At 43.9% G+C, this 22,116-nt stretch carries 15 protein-coding genes; 5 read left to right on the top strand and 10 right to left on the bottom strand.

The genetic code is table 11. The features are described 5' to 3' along the window. Positions 1 to 160: 160 nt before the first annotated feature. Both DFP79_RS01650 and DFP79_RS01645 read right to left on the bottom strand, forming a co-directional pair. The gene (locus tag DFP79_RS01650; RefSeq protein ID WP_133502224.1) at positions 161 to 775 is read right to left on the bottom strand and encodes a hypothetical protein; all 615 of its coding nucleotides are present in this window, start codon (positions 773 to 775) and stop codon (positions 161 to 163) included. Between the two features lie 441 nt (positions 776 to 1,216). After that, complete coding sequence (locus DFP79_RS01645) at positions 1,217 to 2,242, bottom strand: GlxA family transcriptional regulator (protein ID WP_133502223.1); 1,026 nt, start codon at positions 2,240 to 2,242, stop codon at positions 1,217 to 1,219. 294 nt (positions 2,243 to 2,536) lie between these two features. On the opposite strand from DFP79_RS01645, the gene DFP79_RS01640 reads away from it, so the two are divergent. Both DFP79_RS01640 and DFP79_RS01635 read left to right on the top strand, forming a co-directional pair. Beyond that, positions 2,537 to 7,360 carry an NAD-glutamate dehydrogenase gene (locus tag DFP79_RS01640; RefSeq protein WP_133502222.1) on the top strand — a complete coding sequence of 1,608 codons (4,824 nt, stop codon included), beginning with the start codon at positions 2,537 to 2,539 and terminating at the stop codon, positions 7,358 to 7,360. A 51-nt stretch (positions 7,361 to 7,411) separates the two neighbouring features. After that, positions 7,412 to 8,635 (top strand): aspartate aminotransferase family protein, encoded by a 1,224-nt coding sequence (locus DFP79_RS01635; protein ID WP_133502221.1) that lies wholly within the window; start codon positions 7,412 to 7,414, stop codon positions 8,633 to 8,635. 78 nt (positions 8,636 to 8,713) lie between these two features. Here DFP79_RS01635 and DFP79_RS01630 read toward each other — a convergent pair whose 3' ends face one another. After that, complete coding sequence (locus DFP79_RS01630; protein WP_133502220.1) at positions 8,714 to 9,577, bottom strand: PhzF family phenazine biosynthesis protein; 864 nt, start codon at positions 9,575 to 9,577, stop codon at positions 8,714 to 8,716. A 192-nt stretch (positions 9,578 to 9,769) separates the two neighbouring features. On the opposite strand from DFP79_RS01630, the gene sbmA reads away from it, so the two are divergent. Both sbmA and DFP79_RS01620 read left to right on the top strand, forming a co-directional pair. Next, entirely contained in the window at positions 9,770 to 11,047 is a 1,278-nt protein-coding gene (gene sbmA / locus DFP79_RS01625; protein ID WP_133502219.1) for a peptide antibiotic transporter SbmA, read from the top strand. Between the two features lie 185 nt (positions 11,048 to 11,232). Continuing rightward, positions 11,233 to 12,411 (top strand): MFS transporter, encoded by a 1,179-nt coding sequence (locus tag DFP79_RS01620; protein WP_133502218.1) that lies wholly within the window; start codon positions 11,233 to 11,235, stop codon positions 12,409 to 12,411. A gap of 50 nt (positions 12,412 to 12,461) precedes the next feature. Here DFP79_RS01620 and DFP79_RS01615 read toward each other — a convergent pair whose 3' ends face one another. The 7 genes from DFP79_RS01615 to efp all read right to left on the bottom strand — a co-directional run bounded on the left by DFP79_RS01615 (position 12,462) and on the right by efp (position 20,844). Beyond that, positions 12,462 to 13,817 carry a sigma-54-dependent transcriptional regulator gene (locus DFP79_RS01615; protein ID WP_133502217.1) on the bottom strand — a complete coding sequence of 452 codons (1,356 nt, stop codon included), beginning with the start codon at positions 13,815 to 13,817 and terminating at the stop codon, positions 12,462 to 12,464. Beyond that, the gene (locus DFP79_RS01610; protein WP_133502216.1) at positions 13,804 to 16,086 is read right to left on the bottom strand and encodes an ATP-binding protein; all 2,283 of its coding nucleotides are present in this window, start codon (positions 16,084 to 16,086) and stop codon (positions 13,804 to 13,806) included. Before DFP79_RS01610 ends, DFP79_RS01615 begins: the two co-directional genes overlap by 14 nt. A gap of 47 nt (positions 16,087 to 16,133) precedes the next feature. Beyond that, entirely contained in the window at positions 16,134 to 16,889 is a 756-nt protein-coding gene (locus DFP79_RS01605) for an ABC transporter ATP-binding protein (protein ID WP_133502215.1), read from the bottom strand. Further along, a complete protein-coding gene (locus DFP79_RS01600; RefSeq protein ID WP_133502214.1) occupies positions 16,886 to 17,935 on the bottom strand; it encodes a FecCD family ABC transporter permease in 1,050 nt (349 codons plus the stop codon). The genes DFP79_RS01605 and DFP79_RS01600 overlap by 4 nt, the downstream gene beginning before the upstream one ends. Further along, entirely contained in the window at positions 17,936 to 18,943 is a 1,008-nt protein-coding gene (locus DFP79_RS01595; RefSeq protein ID WP_133502213.1) for an ABC transporter substrate-binding protein, read from the bottom strand. 138 nt (positions 18,944 to 19,081) lie between these two features. Further along, complete coding sequence (gene epmA, locus DFP79_RS01590; protein WP_133502212.1) at positions 19,082 to 20,119, bottom strand: EF-P lysine aminoacylase EpmA; 1,038 nt, start codon at positions 20,117 to 20,119, stop codon at positions 19,082 to 19,084. 149 nt (positions 20,120 to 20,268) lie between these two features. After that, a complete protein-coding gene (efp, locus tag DFP79_RS01585) occupies positions 20,269 to 20,844 on the bottom strand; it encodes an elongation factor P (protein ID WP_133502211.1) in 576 nt (191 codons plus the stop codon). Positions 20,845 to 21,054: 210 nt separating this feature from the next. Here efp and epmB point away from each other — a divergent pair, with 210 nt between their 5' ends. Continuing rightward, positions 21,055 to 22,065 carry an EF-P beta-lysylation protein EpmB gene (gene epmB, locus DFP79_RS01580; RefSeq protein ID WP_133502210.1) on the top strand — a complete coding sequence of 337 codons (1,011 nt, stop codon included), beginning with the start codon at positions 21,055 to 21,057 and terminating at the stop codon, positions 22,063 to 22,065. Positions 22,066 to 22,116 lie beyond the last annotated feature (51 nt).

The following is a 22,116-nucleotide window of genomic DNA, read 5'->3' as shown; positions in this document are numbered from 1 at the left end:
AAGCTCTACATCATTCAGAATCTTCAGTAATTCCATAATCTCAGGAATATTAGAAATAGTATCGACTAGGTATTTTTCACTCATGACCATTAACAACGCCTCACTAAGAGGCGAGTAATTGTTGGCTAAAATGTGAAGCGAAGCGGAACCGAGCCAACTGTTACGAGTCCTGCTTTAGTGACTTGTTAAGTCTCTCTTCGTACAAACTAAGCTTACTTAAAAACTGTTCGATAAAAGCTATATCTCTTTCGCTTGATGCTAAAGTGAACGCAAAATCAGTCTCTTTTCTTATTATTTCGCATTGTTCTAATGTTGCACCGTCCATTGCATATAAAATACCTGTGGGCCACTCATGCTCGCAATGTGAAAGCCAATTTAAAATGCTTTCTAAAAGTAGAGTTCGACCTTTAGAGTTTGAAGAATCGATTTCGTAACATTTACGATAGAAATCCATCTCAACCAAGGAACCTAGTTCTTCGAAAACGCCTTTGGTTTGATATACATTTTGAATTAGCTTACCAAGCCATAAAGTAGAGTTGTAGTCTTTAGACTCAAAGCCTTCTTTTAGTATCGGGTATACCAAATTAATAAATATTTCATATCTGATACAGCTATGACGGTTCTTTTCAAGGTTTGGTAAATACGACCAAACCCAATCTTTAATTTCTTCACGACTCTTAAACGAGTCGACAAATTTTTTAACAGATGCAGTCGCTTGCTTTTTTAAGCCAGCTTCTAGTTCTTTCTCAAAACTTTCGTAATACTCGATATTCATAAGAGACTTAACATTTTATTAATAGGCATGCTCATTTATCCAGTCGGGTTATTTCACATTTATTTCTAACCCTTTGAATTAAAATAATTTTTCAACCCTCCCGAAAAAGCGAGCATTGAAAACGAGCATGCGCATATGTATTTATCGGTATGGCACACTATTTCGGCCGACCGTTCGCTATAAACTTGATACTAATACACTTTGAGAAAGCGTAGAAGACGAAGCGAGAAGGTGAATATCGTTCACCTTAGAAATAGTGTGCCATTTTTGAGATGAGGCAAAAATAGGCTGGATATAGACCCTCCCGGCCTCCCCCTTAAGTAAGGGAGAGGAGTTAGACCGAGGTATTGAGTGTTCCCGTCGGTTACTAGCGAAAAGTGATGGGAGGCCTGTATTACTTTCGTATTAGTCAGCCCTTAAAATGGATACGACCGCTTCACATTAATAACTTTTTTTCCAAAGCTGACGTTTTTTACGGCCAACGGGCTCACTACTGCTCATCGCAACTGACAATAACTTGCGTTCTTCGCTCGGTGTCACGTTAAAAAAGCCTTTGTAAGTCGTGCTAAAGTGCGGGGCTGAAGCAAATCCACACTCCTGACCTATCTCTAATATTGACCGATCTGTTTGCGTAATCAGCTGCTTAGCATGGTTAAGTCGAATTCCTAGATAATAACGTGAGGGAACGGTATCCAAGTTTTGCTTAAAAAGCCGTTCTAAATGGCGTCTTGAAACACCGACATGAAAGGCAATATCGTCCGACGACAAAGGCTCACGAATGTTCGCTTCCATCAACTGAACCGCATCGACTAATTTAGGTTGGCCGGTTCCAATTCTTGCCTGCAACGGAATTCGTTGAGGGTCTTCATGGGTACGGATGCGTTCACACACGAATTGTTCTGAGATGGTACTCGCGAGCTCCATTCCATGCTCTTTTCCGATCAAAAATAGCATCATGTCCATCGCAGCCGTACCACCGCTGCACGTATAACGATCACGATCCACTTCGAACAAGTGGTTGGAAACAATGGTGTTAGGAAACTCATCTCTTAAATTTGAAATACTCCACCAATGAATTGTTGCTCGATAACCGTTTAAGAGACCGGCTTTCGCTAAAAGATAGCTGCCCGTACACACGCCGCCCAGTGAAACGCCTTTTGATGCCATTAGCTTCAACCATGTTTCCATGCTCGGATCATCAATCTGGGTAACGGGGGAAGAGCCACAAATAAAAACGGCATCGAGATCATTCGGCGCTTCATCTGTTAAATACTGAGCAACGGACAAGGTACCAGAATTCGAAAGTACCTCTTTCGTATTTTTCCCGATAGTACAAAATCGATATAGCTCTTTACCGCTCACCCAATTCGCCATATGAAGCGTTTCTATTGCTGACGAAAATGCGAGCATAGAGAACTCAGGCAGCAGTAAAAAACCGTATTTTTGCGGTTTTTTACCTAACTTCATGATTTCTCTTGATGCATATTTAATTTTGTCCAATTTTTTTTCCTGCGACAAGCCAACATAAACCCATGTAATTTCGTTTAAAATGAATATTAAGGGCTCAGCTTTCTTTTTTTCAGCTATATTTTGTTGTTGAGACACAAAGATATAACAAAATGTCGCTATTGAAAAAGTAATCAACTTCAAAAGCACTCGATTTTTCATAATAATCGTAAGTGCGGTTTTGAAGATGCTCTAAAAAAACATAATTAAAATATAAGTTTAGACCACCACCCCCACTCATGAGGATGAGTTAATATGACTGACAACAAAAAAGGCGAAATAATCGCCAGAATCGAAGCAGACATTCACAGCAATTTCTCTGCTAACGAAGCCGCACAACTGATCAATCTAACTCAGCTTTATTTCCATGACCTTTTAGTTGAGGACATGGAAAGCGAATCCATTGATAACCTATATGGCAATATAGTCTGTCAGTGGGATTTCATGAAACAGCGTTCGCCCGGCACACCTAAAGTTCGTGTTTACAACCCAAACTATGAAGAACACAGCTGGCAATCGACGCATACCGTTATTGAAATTCTGACGGACGATATGCCATTTCTTGTTTCGTCTTTTAACATGGCATTGGTTCGTCTTGGTCATACCATTCACTTTACTGCGCATCCAATGGTGCCTGTTACCCGCTCTAAGAAAGGCGAACTCACAACGATAGAGCTTGATATCCATAACCACTTCAACGAAGCCCTTATTCGGTTTGAAGTAGACCACTTGTCAGATATCAACGTTATGGAGCAAATCAAACAGGAGCTGTTATCAACCCTAGACGATGTTGCGAATTCCGTCCAAGATTGGTCGGGAATGAAAGCCAAGCTCAACGACATAATAAACGAGTCCTCCAGCCTTGAGCATCTGCAAAATGATCCGACACATCTGGAAAATTTGGACTTTTTACGTTGGGTCGAAAACGATCATTTTACTTTTATTGGGTTCCGCGAATACGACCTTGTTCAAGGTAATAAAGAGACCCACCTGAAACTTGTTGAAGGTTCAGGTATGGGGACATTCCGTGATCTCGACAAACGCAAAGTAAAACGAGATATCACATTAAACGATCGAATCGCCGAACTCGCCGTTAACCCCAACAACATGTTGGTCATTACGAAGTCGACGGCCATTTCCACCGTACATCGCCCTGTTCACTTAGATTACCTTGGCGTAAAACGATTCGACAAAAACGGCAAGGTCGTTGGTGAGTGGCGCTTCTTTGGTCTGTATTCTTCAGCGGCTTATGTGGCACGCCTGCAAGATGTTCCTTTGCTGCGCAAGAAGCTTGAGCATATTGTTGAAAACATCAATGTCGACAACAACAGCCATAAGGGCAAGAACCTTAAGCACATTCTGAACAGTTACCCACGCGACGAAATGCTACAAGCACCCGCGTTGGATCTAACTCACACAATTGAAAGCATCCTTGCCATACAAGAACGTCGCCAATTGCGCGTATTTTTGCGTAAAGACATTTACGGACGTTTTCTCAACGCGCTCGTGTATGTACCTCGTGATCGCTACAACACAGAATTACGTATGAAGATGCAAGAGATCCTTATGGATGCTTGCAATGGCACAAGTTCAGAGTTCAATGTTCAATTCTCGCAGCTCGTACTCGCGCGCGTTAACTTCACGATTCAAATAGCCGATCCTCAAACGAATCGCGTTATTAACGCTCAAGACATCCAAGCAAAAATGCAAGAAGCCATGGCATCTTGGGACGACAAGCTTCTTGAAGCGTTGCATACCAGTACAGGCGAAGAAAAAGGCAATCACCTTTTCGAAGCGTACGCGCCATTCCTTCCAGCTGCGTACAGAGAAGACTTTGCGCCAAATACCGCAGTACTTGATATTGAACGCTTAAATGAACTTGCCAGTGAGAGAGAGATTTCCACTCATCTATACCGTCAAGTCGGCCAATCAAAGAATAACTATTTCTTTAAAGTATACGGTTCGGGAACAACCCTTGTGCTGTCCGACGTACTTCCAATTTTGGAATGCATGGGTCTTCGAGTACTCGAAGCACGCCCTTACGAGCTAGACCAAAATGGGGACGGAAGAGCAAACACTTGGGTCGTTGAATTCGCGATTAGCGTTAACGATGGTGTCAACCTTGAAAAGAAAGCACAGCGAGAAGCCTTCCAAGACGCATTTAATCAAGTATTCCTTCGCCGAGTTGAAAATGATCGCTTTAACTCTTTGGTACTCGACGCGTCCTTGACTTGGCGTCAGGTTACTATGCTTCGTGCTGTCACTAAGTACTTAAATCAGTTACAAATCCCATTCTCACGCCCATATATGCAGCAGACCTTAGAGAAGAACGCCAACATTGCACGTTTGTTGGTTCAACTCTTTGAGCAACGCTTCCATCCAGAGATGGAAAATAAGCGTGGAGACAAAGTAGCCAAACTAGAAGAAAAGCTTGAGGCCGCTTTTGATCAGGTCGCTAATTTGGACGAGGATCGGATACTTAAGCATTATTTGTCTGTTATTCAGGCAATGCTTCGTACGAACTTCTATCAGAATACAGAGCTGGGTGATGTAAAAGATTATGTGTCTTTCAAGCTAGACCCGACGCAAATTCCTGCTGTGCCACTGCCAAGACCGCAATTTGAAATATTTGTCTATGCGCCTTGGGTTGAAGGTGTACACATGCGCGGCGGTAAAGTGGCTCGTGGTGGCTTACGCTGGTCTGATCGAATGGAAGATTTTCGTACCGAAGTACTTGGCTTGGTTAAAGCACAGATGGTTAAGAACGCCGTTATCGTACCCGCAGGGGCGAAAGGTGGATTTGTTGCTAAGCAACTCAAGAAAAACGCATCTCGTGAGCAAGTACAAGCGGAAGTTATTCATTGTTACACCACATTCATTTCTGGTTTATTGGACATCACAGACAACTTAATGCAGAACAAAGTTGTTCAGCCAAAATCGGTTGTTCGCTATGACGAAGATGACCCTTATCTCGTGGTGGCAGCAGACAAAGGAACGGCGACTTTCTCCGACATCGCCAATAGCATTTCCGAGAAATACGGTTTCTGGTTGGGTGATGCGTTTGCGTCTGGTGGTTCAAACGGTTACGACCACAAGAAAATGGGGATCACAGCACGCGGTGCTTGGGAATCGGTAAAACGTCAATTTACAGAAATCGGTATTAACTGCCAAACGACGGACTTCACCGCCGTGGGTATCGGTGACATGGCCGGCGATGTATTTGGTAACGGCATGCTTCTTTCTGAACATACGCGTCTTGTTGCAGCATTTAACCATATGCACATATTCATCGACCCTATTCCGAACGCTGAAACATCGTTTGTCGAGCGCAAACGTTTGTTCGAATTACCACGTTCATCTTGGGAAGATTACAATAAAGAGTTGATTTCAAAAGGCGGTGGTATATTTAGCCGCAGTGCGAAATCCATTCCCATAAATGCCGATATCCGCAAAGCACTCGGCATTGAAGGTAATGTTAAATCAATGGCACCGACCGATTTAATCTCCGCGATCTTGAAAGCGCCAGTCGACCTTCTCTGGAACGGCGGTATCGGTACGTATGCAAAATCCGAATCTGAAAGTCACTCAGACGTTGGGGACAGTGGAAACGATTCACTTCGAGTCAACGGTAACGAGCTAAGGTGTAAAATTGTCGGTGAAGGGGGCAACCTTGGTTTGACTCAGCGCGCGCGTATTGAGTTTGCTCAAACAGGCGGCTTAATGAGTACCGATGCGATTGACAACTCAGCAGGTGTAGACAGTTCAGACCACGAAGTTAACATTAAAATCTTGCTTAATCGTGTTGTCGAAAATGGCGACATGACAGAAAAGCAGCGTAATGTATTGTTAGCTGAAATGACAGACGAAGTCGGCAAGCTCGTTCTTAGCCATAACGTTGGCCAAAGCCACGTATTGTCTCTAGAAAACTCTCAAGCTTCTGAAAAACTGGCGGATCACTGGCGCTTAATGCTGTCTCTAGTACGAGAAGGACGCTTACACCGTCAGATTGAATTCTTACCTACCGACGGCCAAATCCGCAAGCGCATGAACAAAGGCGCGGGATTAACTCGACCTGAAATCTCCGTTCTGCTCGCTTACGCGAAAATCAAATTCTATACCCAGTTAGTGGAAGACGGCATTGGCAATGACGCGGATTTAATTGAACAAATTAAAGATTACTTCCCTAAACCTTTGACCGAGCGCTTTGGCGACGACATGAACACTCATCCGCTGGCGCAAGAAATTGTCGCTGCGCATGTAACGAATAATGTCGGCAATCGCATGGGGCCAACATTCGGCACTCATGTTCAAGAAGAGACAAGTGCGTCTGCACTCAACATTGTTCGTGCTTACATGGCGGCCGAAGAAATATTCGGTATTCCTGCATTGTGGGACGCGATCAACGCTCTCGAATTTGAAGTGGATAACAGCATTCTTAATAAACTGCTGATCCGAATTCAAGTATTGGTTGAACGTGCGACGTTGTGGTTACTGCGCAATACACGTGAAAGCTTGTCTATTCAACGTTTAATAGAAACTTATAAACCGGGTATCGCAGCCATTCGCACTAATATGCAGGCCATCTTGACCGACCCAAGCTTGGAGCACCTAGAAGACTTAACTTCTTCACTCACTGAGCAAGGAGTCCCTGCAGAAGTCGCAAGAGCAATGACATCAAACCACTATCTGTTCTATGGGTTGGATATCATTCGTGTCGCGTCTAACACTGAGCGTGAAGTTCTCGACGTCGCTCAAACATATTTCACGCTTGAAACCGATCTTGATCTTCACTGGTTACGCCACAGCGTAAACGAATTACCAGCAGAAGATATGTGGTCACGCAGAGCGAAAGCGGGCTTAGGTGATGAAGTGGATAATGGACTTAGGACATTAACTCAGGAAGTCATTCAAACCAGCGCAGAAATTAACGAACTCGAAGAACGCTTAAGTCACTGGCGTGAACTCAACAGCGATAACATCAAACATTATCGTGCAACGTTCAACGAGATAAAAACAGAAACAGATTTAAGTCTCGCTATGGTCTCTGTTGCTATTCGCGAACTCAGAAATCTGATATAAATCTAAGGCGGTCAAACGATTGGCCGCCTGAATTTTTAAGAGGTAAATAAAGTGGCAGAGCAAGTAACGAGAGCAACCTTTGACGAAGTAATGGTTCCAAATTACGCACCTTCGGATATTATTCCAGTGCGCGGTGAAGGCTCTCGAGTTTGGGATAAAAATGGAAAAGAGTATGTGGATTTTGCGGGCGGCATTGCCGTGACAGCATTAGGCCACTCCCATCCCACATTGGTAAAAGCAATGCGAGATCAGGCAGATCAACTGTGGCATTTGTCCAATGTAATGACCAATGAACCGGCGCTTCGATTAGCTAAAAAGCTAACTGAAAAAACCTTCGCTGAACGCGTGTTTTTCGCAAACAGCGGTGGTGAAGCAAACGAAGCGGCATTCAAACTTGCTCGACGCTACGCATATGACCATGTAGGTCCTGAGAAGAACGAGATTATTTCGTTCTACCAGTCGTTCCATGGCCGAACCTTATTTACCGTAACAGTCGGCGGACAACCAAAATACACTGAAGGCTTTGAACCGGCTCCGGGAGGCATCAAGCATTGTGACTACAATGATATTGAGCAACTTAAGGGGCTAATCTCAGATAAAACATGTGCTGTTGTGATGGAACCAATTCAAGGAGAAGGCGGCGTGATTCCAGCCAACCTTGAATTTGCTAAACAGGTTCGTGAATTATGTGATGCACACAATGCACTGCTCGTTTTCGATGAAGTGCAATCTGGAGTGGGTCGTACGGGTACATTGTTCGCTTACGAACAACTTGGTGTAACGCCTGATATCCTTACATCAGCAAAAGCTCTCGGTAACGGTTTCCCAGTTGGCGCGATGCTGACAACGGCCAAAATCGCAGCCAGCTTAGCGTTCGGTACTCACGGTAGCACCTATGGCGGCAACCCTATGGCGTGTGTTATCGCAGAAGCCGTGATTGACATCATTGGGACAGACGAGGTGTTAGAAGGCGTAAATGCACGTCACGAGTTATATATTGACGGATTGAAAGCCATTAATGCCAAATACAACCTATTCAAAGACATTAGGGGTATGGGGTTATTAATCGGTGCAGAACTGGTTGATGAACTCGCTGGACATGGTAAAGACTTCTTCGCCGAAAGTGCAAACCAAGGCCTCCTTATTTTGGTTGCAGGTCCTAATGTTATTCGATTGGCTCCGTCGTTAATCATCCCAGAAGAAGATATTAACGAAGGTCTTAAGCGTTTTGAACTTGCGGTTCAAAACGTTATGGAAAAATTGAAGTCTGAGTAATTTAGATTTTCAATAATCTTTAAGAAGACAAACGATAAAACTCAAAAGGTGTTTGGCAACAAACACCTTTTTTCTTTACTAAAATCCTTCTAGGCTCCATTTTTTACCCAAAGACGCCGTACCTTTTACACAAACCTTTTGAATTTCATCGCTCTTAATATCCAGTAATGTTTGTATTTCAGAAGGGCTGCCCATCACACGACCTTGCTCAAATTTTGCTTCGTCAATGCCATAGTGCCTAAATAAATACGCAGCCAAAGCACCGCTGGCACTGCCTGTTGCCGATTCTTCATTAATGCCAAATAAAGGCGCAAAATTTCGAGTACTTGCGGTGAAATGTTCAACGGCAGGGTTCATCTCAAAAACATGGAAGCCGATAACAGAGTTTTCTTGAGAAAATTGTTTGATCAGTTCGAAATTAGGCTTTATTTGATCAAGTACACCGTTTGGCACCTGTATCAATACATCTGCTATTCCCGTTGAAATGATTTCAGGGGGAGGTACATTATCGTGCAACACTGCGTGAGGAATGCCAAACATGCGCTCAATATCTATGTCCGGCACATTTCCTTTTAGGATGGGTTTGCTTTGTTCTTGAACGACGTATCCTTGCGCATCAACCGACACCTCTAACACACCAACTTTAGTTTCTTGGGTGTAATGCTCGTCGCTTAGTATCCCTAGTTCTTTCATTAACCAAAATACTGCGACGGTCGCATGGCCACAAAAATCAATTTCATCTGTCGGCGTATAAAATTCTATTTTAAAATCCGCAACATCACTTTGACTCACAAAGGCCGTTTCTGAAACACCTATTTTTGTCGCTATTCGTTGTCTTTCCTGCCGAGTCATAAAATCCGCATTAAGTACCACCCCCGCAGGGTTTCCACCCGCTCCCTGAAATGTAAATGCATTGACTAAGTAAACCATTTTATCTGGCATCTAACCGGCATCCTCTGTAAGCAATGTTTCTCAAAAACTCAGCTTAGAGCGTTCAATATGAATAAACAACTATGAAACTTAAATACTTCCATACAGTCATAGCTTATTGGTAATGCACTTACTTCATTGTCCTCATTGAATAAGTGGTTTAAGCTGATCAATTATGCAATTTTTTGAATAGAGAGCCTAAAAGTGTTCGATTCTTTTTTTCCAAAACCCAAATTATTCTTTCTCAGTTTTGCGATATGGGCACTGTTGTGCGTCGTTGGTTGGTATACAGTTGTACAAGACCTCGGATCAACCTTAAGCTTGGCGCATATAGTCGGTATTGAATTTCCTCTAGCCTTGACTCCAGATGCTGATGCAAGCGCTAACGCTGCATTCCAGAGTGCTCAGAGTTCTGCTATTGATGCTTGGCTTTATCAATTTATGCTTGTTTGCTACGGCATTTTCGTTGGCGCTTGGATGCTTTACGGTGGACAACAGTGGGGAAAATGGTCAGTTGCCGGTTCGGCACTAATTATGTTTATCACCTGGTTCCACGTTCAGGTTGGTGTTTGGATCAATGAATGGTATGGCACTTTCTACGACCTTATTCAAAAGAGTCTAACAACTCCTGGAGAAGTCACTTTACAAGAGTACTTCTTCCAACTGTCTTCCGTCACAGTAATCGTTCTGATATCCATGACTGTATCTATATTTAAAAGCTTCTTTATCAGCCATTATGTTTTCCGCTGGCGTACTGCAATGAACAATGCGTACACGAAAAAATGGGGAAACGTGCGACATATTGAAGGGGCTTCCCAACGTATTCAAGAAGACACTATGCGCTTCGCTTCTATTGTCGAAGGATTAGGGGTACGTTTTCTAGATTCAATCATGACTCTTATCGCTTTCCTCCCAATTCTATGGACGCTTTCCAGTTATGTAAAAGAGCTTCCATTAATAGGAGAAGTACCACAAGCACTAGTATTTGTTGCCATTCTTTGGTCTGCATTTGGTACAGCATTACTTGCCATTTCAGGTATAAAATTGCCTGGCCTTGAGTTCAACAATCAAAAAGTTGAAGCTGCTTACCGCAAAGAGCTAGTCTACGGAGAAGATCATGTTGATCGGGCGGAGCCGGAGCATTTAAAAGAACTCTTCAGCGGAGTCAGACAAAACTATTTCAAACTCTATTTCCATTATTTGTACTTCAATGTCGTTCGATATTCTTATCTAGGTTTCGGCCAGTTCATACCTTTTATCGCACTCGGGCCGTCTATCGTTGCAGGTGTGTTTACGTTGGGTATCATGCAAAGAATCATTTCTGCATTTAACCAAGTTGAAGGCTCCTTTCAGTTTCTGGTGAGCTCATGGACAACGATCGTAGAGTTGCTTTCGATACATAAACGACTCAAAGCGTTCGAGAAAGAAATTGCAAATGGCGATGCATCGTCAACAGATCAAAGCCAACAACCTGCCTCTTAATGATTATTTTTGAGTGTTGCGAGGAACATCATGCTCGCAACACTCTTGCATCTAAATCACAAAAACATCCCATAGACACGCGAATAGATACGAATAGCTGGTTCCAGTAACGACATCTGGACTGTATACTATTTAAACACTTGTCTTATTTACATTTCGCCTTGCTTAACACCATTGGACTGATTATGTTTGGAACGACTGTTTGGGGCCTCGCTCTTGGGCAAGCATTACTTATCACTGGCAATATACTGCTTATCTCAGTCGCTGCATTAGTCGGCCAGCATCTCGCACCTGATCCTGATTACGCCACGGTTCCGATCGCTCTCCAGTATATTGGGCTAATGTGTATCACCCTCCCCGCCGCACACGTGATGAAATGGGTAGGTCGGAAGAAAGGCTTTTTAATCGGAAATGTGTTCGGCGTCGTTGGGGCATGTTTGGCCTATATGGCACTGTCAGTCGACAATTTTTATATTTTTTGTTGTGGGACTTTTACGCTCGGAATGTCAATTGGTGTAGGTCAGCAGTATCGATATGCGGCAGCAGAAAACGCGCCTAAGAACAAAATCCCACAATCTATCAGCTTGATTATGGCCGCTGGGATTATCGCAGCGATATTGGGCCCTAATGTCGCAGTTTGGTTCGAACATTGGTTCCCAGATGTACAGTATCAAGGTGCTTTTTTAGCACTGATCATTGTCTATCTTCTCACTATGGTCATTATTCAACTCTTACCTTTAAAAAAACCTTCAATAGAAGAACAGCAAGGCCATACAAGATCCTACAAAGAACTGCTTAAACAAAACGATCTGTTGGGAGCTATTGTTGCAGGTGCTATTGGGTATGGCGTTATGGTCTTGATCATGACGGCAACGCCACTGGCTATGATGCATTCAGGCCACAATTTTAGTGATACAGCTTCGACCATCCAATGGCATGTGCTTGGCATGTTCGCACCCTCCTTCTTTACCGGAAAGCTCATTAGTCGATTTGGATGCAGTAAAGTTATTCAAACAGGTTGTCTGATGCTCGTCGGTTGTATCGCGTTGACGCAATTTGGAATCACTTATTGGCATTTCAGTATCGCATTGGCGCTGTTAGGAATTGGGTGGAACTTCACTTTCATCGGCGCGACTAGTCTTTTAACAGGCACTTATCAACCCGCAGAAAAAGCAAAGGTACAAGGTCTAAACGACTTAATTGTATTTACATGCAGTGCGGCGGCAAGTCTGTTGGCGGGCTATTGGCAAAATATTTTTGGCTGGCAGCTTTTGAACCTAATGATGATTCCATTCATTTTTTCGGCCATGATAACGGTCGCGGCGATTCAAAAACGTGCTGAGCTGTATGTAGAGTCCAATTAATATGACATGCTCAGAGAAACATAAATCGCCAAACGCTTAAGATTCACTCGTTACTGCTTGTAGACGTCTTTGTCTAAGCCGTACTTACGCATTTTGTCGTATAGGGTTTTTCGCGGTAAACCCAGAGCATCCATCGTTCCTTTTATTGAGCCTTTTTTACGCATCAGCTCCTGCTCTAAAAGCGTTTTTTCAAAACGCTCTACTTGCTCGGGTAACGTCATTACGCCGGGGTTATTCTCGTTAATGATAATTTGATCGAACTCAAACGAGCCTGCTTCACCCATTAACACATAACGTTCAGCAAGGTTACGCAGCTCACGTACGTTCCCCGGCCAATCATAATTCAATAGGCTGTGCATTCTTGCTGCTGAAAGAGGCTGAGATTCTCGCTTATATTGCGCAGTCGCTACAAGACCAAAGTGCTGCCAGAGTAGCGGAATATCATCTTTACGCTCTCTTAGCGAAGGAATATCGACCCGCACAACATTCAGCCGATAATATAAATCTTGACGGAAAACGCCTTCGTCACTTAGGTCTTTTAGATCCACTTTGGTCGCAGCAAGAATGCGCAAATCCAGATCAATGGCTTTATTCGAGCCAAGTCGTTCAACACGACGCTCTTCTAATACGCGTAGCAGTCGAATTTGCATCGACATAGGCATGCTTTCAATTTCATCAAGAAACAAAGTACCGCCATTTGCATGCTCCAATTTGCCAATACGCTGGGCTTTTGCATCAGTAAAGGCGCCTTTTTCATGGCCAAACAGCTCGGATTCCATAATAGAATCCGGCACCGCACCACAGTTTATTGCGACAAATGGATTGGAGCGACGAGAACTGTGTTCATGAATATAACGAGCAACCATTTCTTTGCCCGTTCCGGTTTCGCCCTGAATCAAGATATCCGCTCCAGTATCTGCAACATGCAAAAGCGCCTGACGTAAACGATGCATTCCAGGAGTATTACCAATGATTCGCGGACCCGGCGCATTTTGTGCGGCAAGTTCAAGACGAAGATTACGGTTTTCGAGCGTCAGCTGACGTTTTTCACTGGCTCTTTTGACCACTTCAATGAAATCTTCATTAGAAAAGGGCTTCTCAATGAAATCGTACGCACCTTCTCGAATTGCTGTTACTGCCATGGATATATCTCCATGCCCAGTAATTAAGATAAAAGGAATTTCCGGATCGATTTTCTTTACTTCGTTAAAGAAATCCAAACCACTTTTACCCGGTAAGTTTATGTCGCAAACGATCACGCCATGCCAATCTATGGAGATGAGATCGATTGCAGATTGAGCATTCGCCAGTGCCGTTACATCAAAATCTTCCAGTTGAAGCGTTTGTGCTATAGCCATTCTAACCGCTTGTTCGTCATCTATGAGCAGCACTTTATCCAGCGACATCTCTTACCTCTACAAATTCATGCTCGAAAAAAGCGGGTAGAGTAACATAAAACTCTGCTCCGCCTTGAGGGTGATTTTGTGCAGCAATTTCTCCCCCCATGGATTCAACGATCCGTTGACTAATTGAAAGCCCTAATCCTAACCCAACACCGAGTGACTTCGTCGTGAAAAACGGTTCAAACAGACGGGATAAATCCGATTGTGAAAAACCAGGGCCGGTATCATGAATGGCAAGCTGAACTTTCGAGCCTTCTACGGTACACGCCGATATATCGATTATACGTCGCTGGGGTTTAGCGTCTTCAATCGCGTCTACAGAGTTCGCCAGAATGTTTACTATAACCTGTTCTAAAAACACCATATCGCCCATCACCATAAGCGGGCAATCATTGAGCCCTGACAACTCAATTTGTCCTTCTTTCATTCTCGATGACATGATGCGTATTGCACCATTGAGTGCAGATTGAATACTGATCGGTCGCGGCGCAACATCGCCCTTTCTCGCAAACACTTTAAACCGAGCGATAATATCGCCCATGTGATGACCAAGCTGGCTAATTTGTTGTAAATTCATCTCAACCTGATCAATTCGGCCTTTTTCAAGAAACTTCAAACTGTTGTCTGAAAACGCTCGAATTGCTGTGAGCGGTTGGTTTAACTCATGATTTAAACCAGCGCTTAATTGACCTAATACCGCCATCTTGGCTGTCTGAATAAGCTCTTCCTGAGTTTCTTTGTGTTCTATCACTTCTTGTCGAAGTCGATCATTGGCTTCTTCTAACGCCCCCGTTCGGTCTCGAACACGCTCTTCTAATGCCTGACGCGCTAAGGTGATTTCTTTTTCATAGCGTTTACGTTCAGTCATATCGTGGAACGTCACCAAGTAGCCTCGTCGCTTAGGGAGTTGAAGCTCACACAACGTCATTTCGACCGGCACCGCATACGATGAGTTGGCTATTAGCTCCCCCTCTATCGTGATAAAACGACCTCCAGCTTCAATTTCGCTGTCGGCTTTATCAGTCATTTGACCCCAAAAATGCAAATAACTGGGTGTACAGAAAAAGAGCATTTCTAACGGTTGGCCGATTAAATCTGAAAGCGGTTTACCGACGATTTGCTCGACGGCTGGGTTAAACGATTCGATGCAAAATTTATCGTCTAATGTCACCAAACCAGCTTGCGTATTTTGTATTACTTCCCGAATATAAGCCTGATTATGTCGGGCCATTTCAATGGCATCTGAGCGTTCTTGCAACATACGTTTACGAAGCAATGCTAAGCCCGCTAACAAAGCGGTAATTATGACGCCACCCGCAAATATCGCACGCCATAAGACGATCTCATCGTTCAGTGACTGCAAAGGCTTTAATAGCACCACTTTAAAACCAAATAACTGAATGGGCTGACTCATTTTCAGATAAGATCGTCGTTCGAAGCTTTCTCTTCCACTGTCGTCTGAATACGCTTGCAGTAACTCCACGATGGAAGCAATTTGATCAACTGGCCTTACACTGACAATAGGTAGCGTTTCAATGACTCTGTCTTTATATCGTCGGCTGTCTGCAATTCTTGTCAATTCATCGTGCGACAACTCTCCCATTACTTTATAAAGCCAATCAGAGCGAGACGAACTGAACACCACATTGTCTGGATCCAGCAATAGAAACTCATAGGATTGAGTATCAAAGCGTTTTTCAAATTGCCTTAGGTCGACTTTTACGACGGCGACACCCACGATCGTTTGATTAAAATAAACAGGGTATGAAAAGAAGTAACCGCGACGGTTTGAGGTTGTTCCCAAGGCATAGTAGCGCCCCTCTCTTCCCTTTATGGCTTCTTGAAAATAAGGACGGAATGAAAAGTTCTTGCCGACGAAGGTTGCTTCTTCATCGTAATTTGAGGCTGCGATGGTTAACCCATCACGATCCATAATATAGATATCAGACGATTCCGTTATACGATTAATCTGAGCCAGCTCGCGATTCAGTAAGTTAATATCCGTCGGAATACCTCTAAATAACGCTCTTCTTACACGGTCATTCGAGGCTAATAGAATCGGCATATGCTGATATTTCGCAATCGCGCTTTCTAAAACGTTAGCGAGCTGATTGAGCTGTATTTCGGAATTACTTTTTAAACTTGTAAGCTGTTGCTGACGATAGACTTCACTGACTCGCCACACGGCAATGAGACACATAAATGCGATCACGACATAAAGCCAAGCAGTACGTTTATTATTTGAATTGAATTGTTTTACAGACTGCGTCATTTGAACCCAAATACTTTGTTCCAATATGGATCACAGTATAAAGCATTCTAGGGAATTATCTGAATATGTGACGGGAACTCTGAATCATTAATCACACGAGCGTTAATACCAAACACATCCTGTATAAAATCAGGCACTAACACTTCGCTCGGTTTTCCCTGCGCGACGACTTGTCCATGACTCATCACAATCACGCGATCAAAATGCAGCGCATGGTTGAGGTCATGCACGGCGACCAATAAGGTGCTTTGGATTTTCTTAATCAAGGACAACACAACAAGCTGATGCCTAACATCGAGATGATTGGTTGGCTCATCCATAACAATAATGGACGTGTCCTGAGCCAGCGCACGTGCAATATGAAGACGCTGTTGTTCCCCACCGGATAACGTTTGCCAACCTTGCGCACGCTTTTCCCACATCCCAACTTGTCGAAGGGCATCATCTACGTGCTGTTGGTGTTGATTTGTCCAGCGTGCAAATGGATTTAACCAAGGCGTTCTTCCCAGAGAGACGGCATCAAATGCCTGAATGCTGTCATCGGTATGCGCCTTTTGCTGAACAAACGACAAGGTTTGCGCAAGTTCACGTCGTTTAAAGTCCGACACGGGCTTATCTAGAAGTAACACTCGCCCCGCTTGAATTTGAGCAAGCCCACATATCTGTCGAAGCAGGGTCGATTTTCCAGAACCGTTTGGCCCCATGAGCGCGACTCGCTCGTTTGCTTTCACATCAAATGATACGTTGCTAAGAAGTGGCCTTCCCGAGACGTGGTATGAAATATCGCGCACTTTTATTGTCATTTTCGAGAGCCTTTGACCAATATGACCGCAAAACAGGGTGCTCCAATCAATGCCGTTACCACACCAATAGGCAATATCTGACCAGACAAGATCGTCCTTGCTCCAATATCACAAATAATTAAAAATACAGCGCCAATAATCGCGCTAGCAGGTATGAGGACAAGGTGTTTGCTACCAAAAAGAAAACGCGCTACATGAGGAACCACCAGCCCGACAAAGCCAATAGCGCCCACCATGGATACCATTACAGCGGTCATCATAGCCGTAGCGCCAATTAAAACGACCTGTACTCTTCGTACTGGCACTCCCACAGAGGCCGCTGCATCACTGCCAAATAAAAAAGCATCTAACGCACGCCCGTGCCAAAGAACCAGTGCCACTCCAATCACAAGAACTGGAACAGCCAATGCGACTTCATTCCAACGGACTCCAGAAAGGTTGCCAAGCAACCAAAACATAATGCCCCTCGCTTGTTCAGCATTGGCCGACTTGGCGATGATAAATGCGGTCAGAGCGTTAAAAAGCTGAGACCCTGCAATCCCAGCAAGAATCACTTGAGATGAAATATCAGAAGCAAATCGCCCAGTTGCGAAAACGGCTAGCATCACCACAAACGCGAACGCCAATAGCGCCCCTATTAAAGCGCCAAATGACATACTTAATACGCCTGCGCCAACCCCAGCTATCGTCACCATAACGGCACCCGTTGACGCACCTGCTGAAATTCCTAACAAGTAAGGATCGGCTAAGGCATTTCGTAATAAGGATTGCAGTACTAACCCCGTGATTGCCAAGGCAGCACCACAGCAACCCGCTACAATCGTTCGTGTAAATCGATAATTCCAGACAATACCCTGATCAATGGGGCTAACGGCCCAATCCAGACCAAACAATCCATTAAGCAACGCCTTAACCACGATCGACAATTGAATATTCGTTTCGCCAATAGCGACACCAAATAACAAAGCAAACGCAATAAGAGCGAAGCTAGCAAGCAGTAAAAAGGAGCGTGTATATAACGCTCCTCGTAATGGGATCAATGGCATTTAATTTATATCTTCGACCGCTTGAGTGAGTTGCTCTAGGCCTCTAATCACGCGAATACTGGAATCCATTTCAAGCGCATCCATCACGATGATATTGCCATTTTTCACGGCTTTCATTTCTTTTGTGACAGGGTCACTGCGTAAAAATTCCAGTTTTTTATGGTAGTCATCTGCTGGGAAACGACGGCGCTTCATTTTAGCAATGACAATAATATCAGGGTTTGCTTTTGCGATGGTTTCCCACCCAACGGTTGGCCATTCTTCATCAGATTGCACTACGTTTTTGATCCCTAGCGTTTTCATAATGTAGCCTGCTGCCCCTTTTTGACCTGCGACAAAAGGGTCGATTTCCATGGCAGCACTAGAAAACCAGAACACGGCGGAACGCCCGTCTGCTCCCGCTTTTTTAGCTCGTTCAATCGCATTGCGTTCGCGAGACTTTAAAGAGCGAACCAGTTCATTGCCTTTTTCAGGTACATTAAAAATAGTCGAGAGCTGAGTGACCGATTTATACAACGAAGAGGTAGAAAACAGATCCAATCGAGTCCCTTCAGGCCCTACGGAATTGTCTTTGTTGTCACAATCCATCGGCAGGTTATAGGTGGATATGCCAATATCATGGAATTGCTCACGAGTCGCAACCGTGCCTTGCTTGCCAACATGCCATTCATATTGCGCCGCAACGAATTCGGGGCGCTGGCCCAGCACTGCCTCAAAGCTTGGATCATTGTCTGCCAGACGCGGGATGTCGGCATCAACGGTTGCGTATTCAGGCAACACATCATTGAACCACACAGACGTTCCCTTTACCGTCTCAGCCAAGCCCAACGAATACAAAATTTCTGTCGCGGCTTGTCCAATCGTAACGACTGAAGTTGGCGCTCTCTCATAAACCTGAGTAGTACCACAATTTTCGATGGTAACGGGATAATCCGTTTTCGCATTTACATTAAAAGAAAGTGCTACAACACCAATAGCAACAGTACGACTTAGCTTCTTCAGCACCATACGAAAAACGAACCTTATCAACATTAAAAAGAAAGAAAAAAGAGGGATAACAAAGAAATGAGAATGTAACAAAAAAGACATTCTGTGTTTTGTCATTATATTCACTTTTAACGTGAATAAATTGCGGGCAATGAAAACCTAAGCACGATTACCTGCAAATGACATCACCTGATCAATATGTGGTTTATCCAACAACAACATCAAAAGCCGATCAACTCCAAGCGCAACCCCGGCACAATCCGGCATACCTGAATGCAAGGCACTCACAAGTCGCTTATCAACGGTTCTTTCTGGCTGTTTGTTACGCTCACGTTCGTCCATATCTTGGTCGATACGAAACTCTTGTTCCGCCGCATTCGTTAGCTCATTGTAGCCATTCGCAAGCTCCATGCCACGCCAATAAAGCTCAAATCGAGCACTGACCGCATTGCCGTCTTGATCCTTGTATTTCTTAGCCAGCGCTGCCTGAGATTCAGGGTATTCATACACAAAGCAAGGCACCGTCAAGCCGATATGAGGCTCAATTGCTGTTGAAAATAATAATTCTAACAAGGTATCTCTGTCCGACTCTTCCAATCCATATTCCGTTATTCGATGAGCCTCCAGTTGAAGTACTTTGATATCCACCACAAATGGATCAATGTTCAGGTGGCGTAAAAAAGCGTCACGATATGACAGTTTTTCACAGCTAAACCCATCATGAGAATCCAAACAAGAGCGAACACTAGAATGAAGCTCCAAAGATAAATCTTGCGCCATTTTATTGAATACAAAACGGAATAAACGCTCGATATCTTTCATCAGTCGCCGGTGATCAAACGCTAAGCGATACCATTCCAGCATAGTGAACTCAATACTGTGGCGACGTCCCAAATCTTCTGCTCGAAAGACTTTTCCTAACTGATAAATACTGGGCGCATCGGAACAGAGTAAGCGCTTCATCGCGAATTCGGGGGATGTTTGCAGATAATAGGTAACCTCGTTACCCCCTGTTTTTGTCGTCGAGCTCAATACTTCAATGTGAGGATCACTGATACTGCCAAGAGAAAGGCACGGTGTGTCTACTTCCAATACATTCTCACTGGCGAAGTAGGAACGAATAAGTCGAAAGAGCGTTGCTCTTACTTTTAATGTATGGATGTCCGCAGTAGGTTGCCAATTATCAGGATGGTACATATATCGAAATCTCGGTAAGACAGATTACTATTGATCATAAAGATGGTCATAAAAAAGCCCTCGCAGGAGAATAGTCGCAATTAACCATCCTGTGAGGGCTTTTATCACAAATCACGCCATTGGTTTAATCCAACAGCAATGATCCAGTATTATTTACCAGTCGCGCGGGATACGTATTCGCCCGTACGAGTATCAATTCGCAGTACTTCACCGATGTTAATAAACAAAGGAACACGTACTATTGCGCCAGTAGCTAACGTCGCAGGTTTTGAACCGCCGTTAGCAGTATCACCTTTTAAACCAGGATCTGTTTCAGTCACTTCCAACTCAATAAAGTTTGGAGGAGTCACTGCCAATGGTGCGCCGTTGTATAAGGTAACAATGTAAGTTTCTTGGTCTTTAAGCCACTTAACAGTGTCGCCTACAGCGGTTTCATCTGCGCCATGCTGCTCAAAAGAACCGTCGGTTGCCATGAAGTGATAGAACTCGCCGTCCGTATACAGATATTCCATATCCGTATCCATAACATCCGCACCTTCGATGCTATCACCTGATTTGAATGTACGTTCCCAAACACGACCCGTTTTAAGGTTACGCAATTTGATACGATTGAATGCCTGACCTTTACCTGGCCTAACGTGCTCGTTGTCCAGCACCGCGCATGGGTCACCATCAATCATTAATTTGTTACCATTACGAATATCGCTGGCTGAATAACTACCCATAATTCCTCACAATCTCTTATTAAGAGTTAGTAAAAGGCTCACACCATTCAGTGCTCTATTGCTAAAGTGCTTTAGCGATACCGCCTGTATGGTTTATGATTCCGACTATTGCAACCTTCAAGGCCAACGTAAAAATCAAACTGAGCCATTAAATCCAAAAAGTTGCGCGCAATAATACCCTAAATAAATCGAATTTTGCAGATATTTGACGTGATCCAGATTCAAACTCATAACGAACAAACGCCTTGGAGCCATGAACTAAGGCGTGCTATCACCCGATTGCCTGAACTACTGGAAGCATTGGACCTGCCGCCTGACCTTGCAGCAACGCACATCGGTGCGACTCAAGCATTTCGACTTTTGGTGCCGCGGCCTTATTTATCTCGAATAGAAAAGGGCAATTTAACGGACCCTCTTTTATTGCAAGTGTTACCTCAATATCAAGAACTTAGTGACGTTGAAGGCTATGTAAAAGACCCTTTAAACGAAGCAGAGCATAACCCGCAAAAAGCACTCGTACACAAATACGAGAGCCGTGTACTCGTTATCACTACGGGCACCTGTGCAGTGAATTGTCGATATTGCTTCCGTCGTCATTTCCCCTACGGCGATAATCAGCTAGCGCAACATGAATGGCAAAATGTTTTGGATTACGTTGCAAACGATCCAAACATCAATGAGGTTATTTTGAGCGGTGGTGATCCTTTGATGCTTAAAGACAAAATTTTGTCTGAACGAGTCAAAAGCTTAGAAAGCATCAAACACGTCAAACGCTTGCGGATTCACACACGCTTGCCCGTCGTTATTCCTTCGCGAATCGACGATGAATTCATTAGTTGGGTCACTCGTAGTAGATTGTCCATTGTCCTTGTCACTCACATTAATCATGCAAATGAAATAGATCATGACGTTGCGCTCGCAATGCAAAAACTTAAAAACGTGGGTGTCACCTTGTTAAACCAAGGCGTCATTTTAAAAGGCGTGAACGATTCAGTTGACGCGCAAGTCAATTTGAGTGATCGCTTATTCGAAGTGGGATTACTCCCCTACTATATGTTTACCTTTGATCCAGTGGAAGGCGCAGCACACTTCGATATCGCCATTGAAGAGGCGCAACTGTTAATGGGAGAGGTAGCGAAAAAATTGCCGGGATATTTGGTTCCAAGATTAGCCAAAGAAATACCAGGGCGAGCGTCAAAAACGGTATTTGCGCCACTCTAAGCCAGAACGAAATGGACGTGTTCCGAAAACATAAACACAGCGTTCCATAAA

Origin of the sequence: Marinomonas balearica, assembly GCF_004362145.1 — a bacterium.
Classification (GTDB): domain Bacteria; phylum Pseudomonadota; class Gammaproteobacteria; order Pseudomonadales; family Marinomonadaceae; genus Marinomonas; species Marinomonas balearica.
This window is presented reverse-complemented; position numbering and strand designations above follow the sequence as displayed.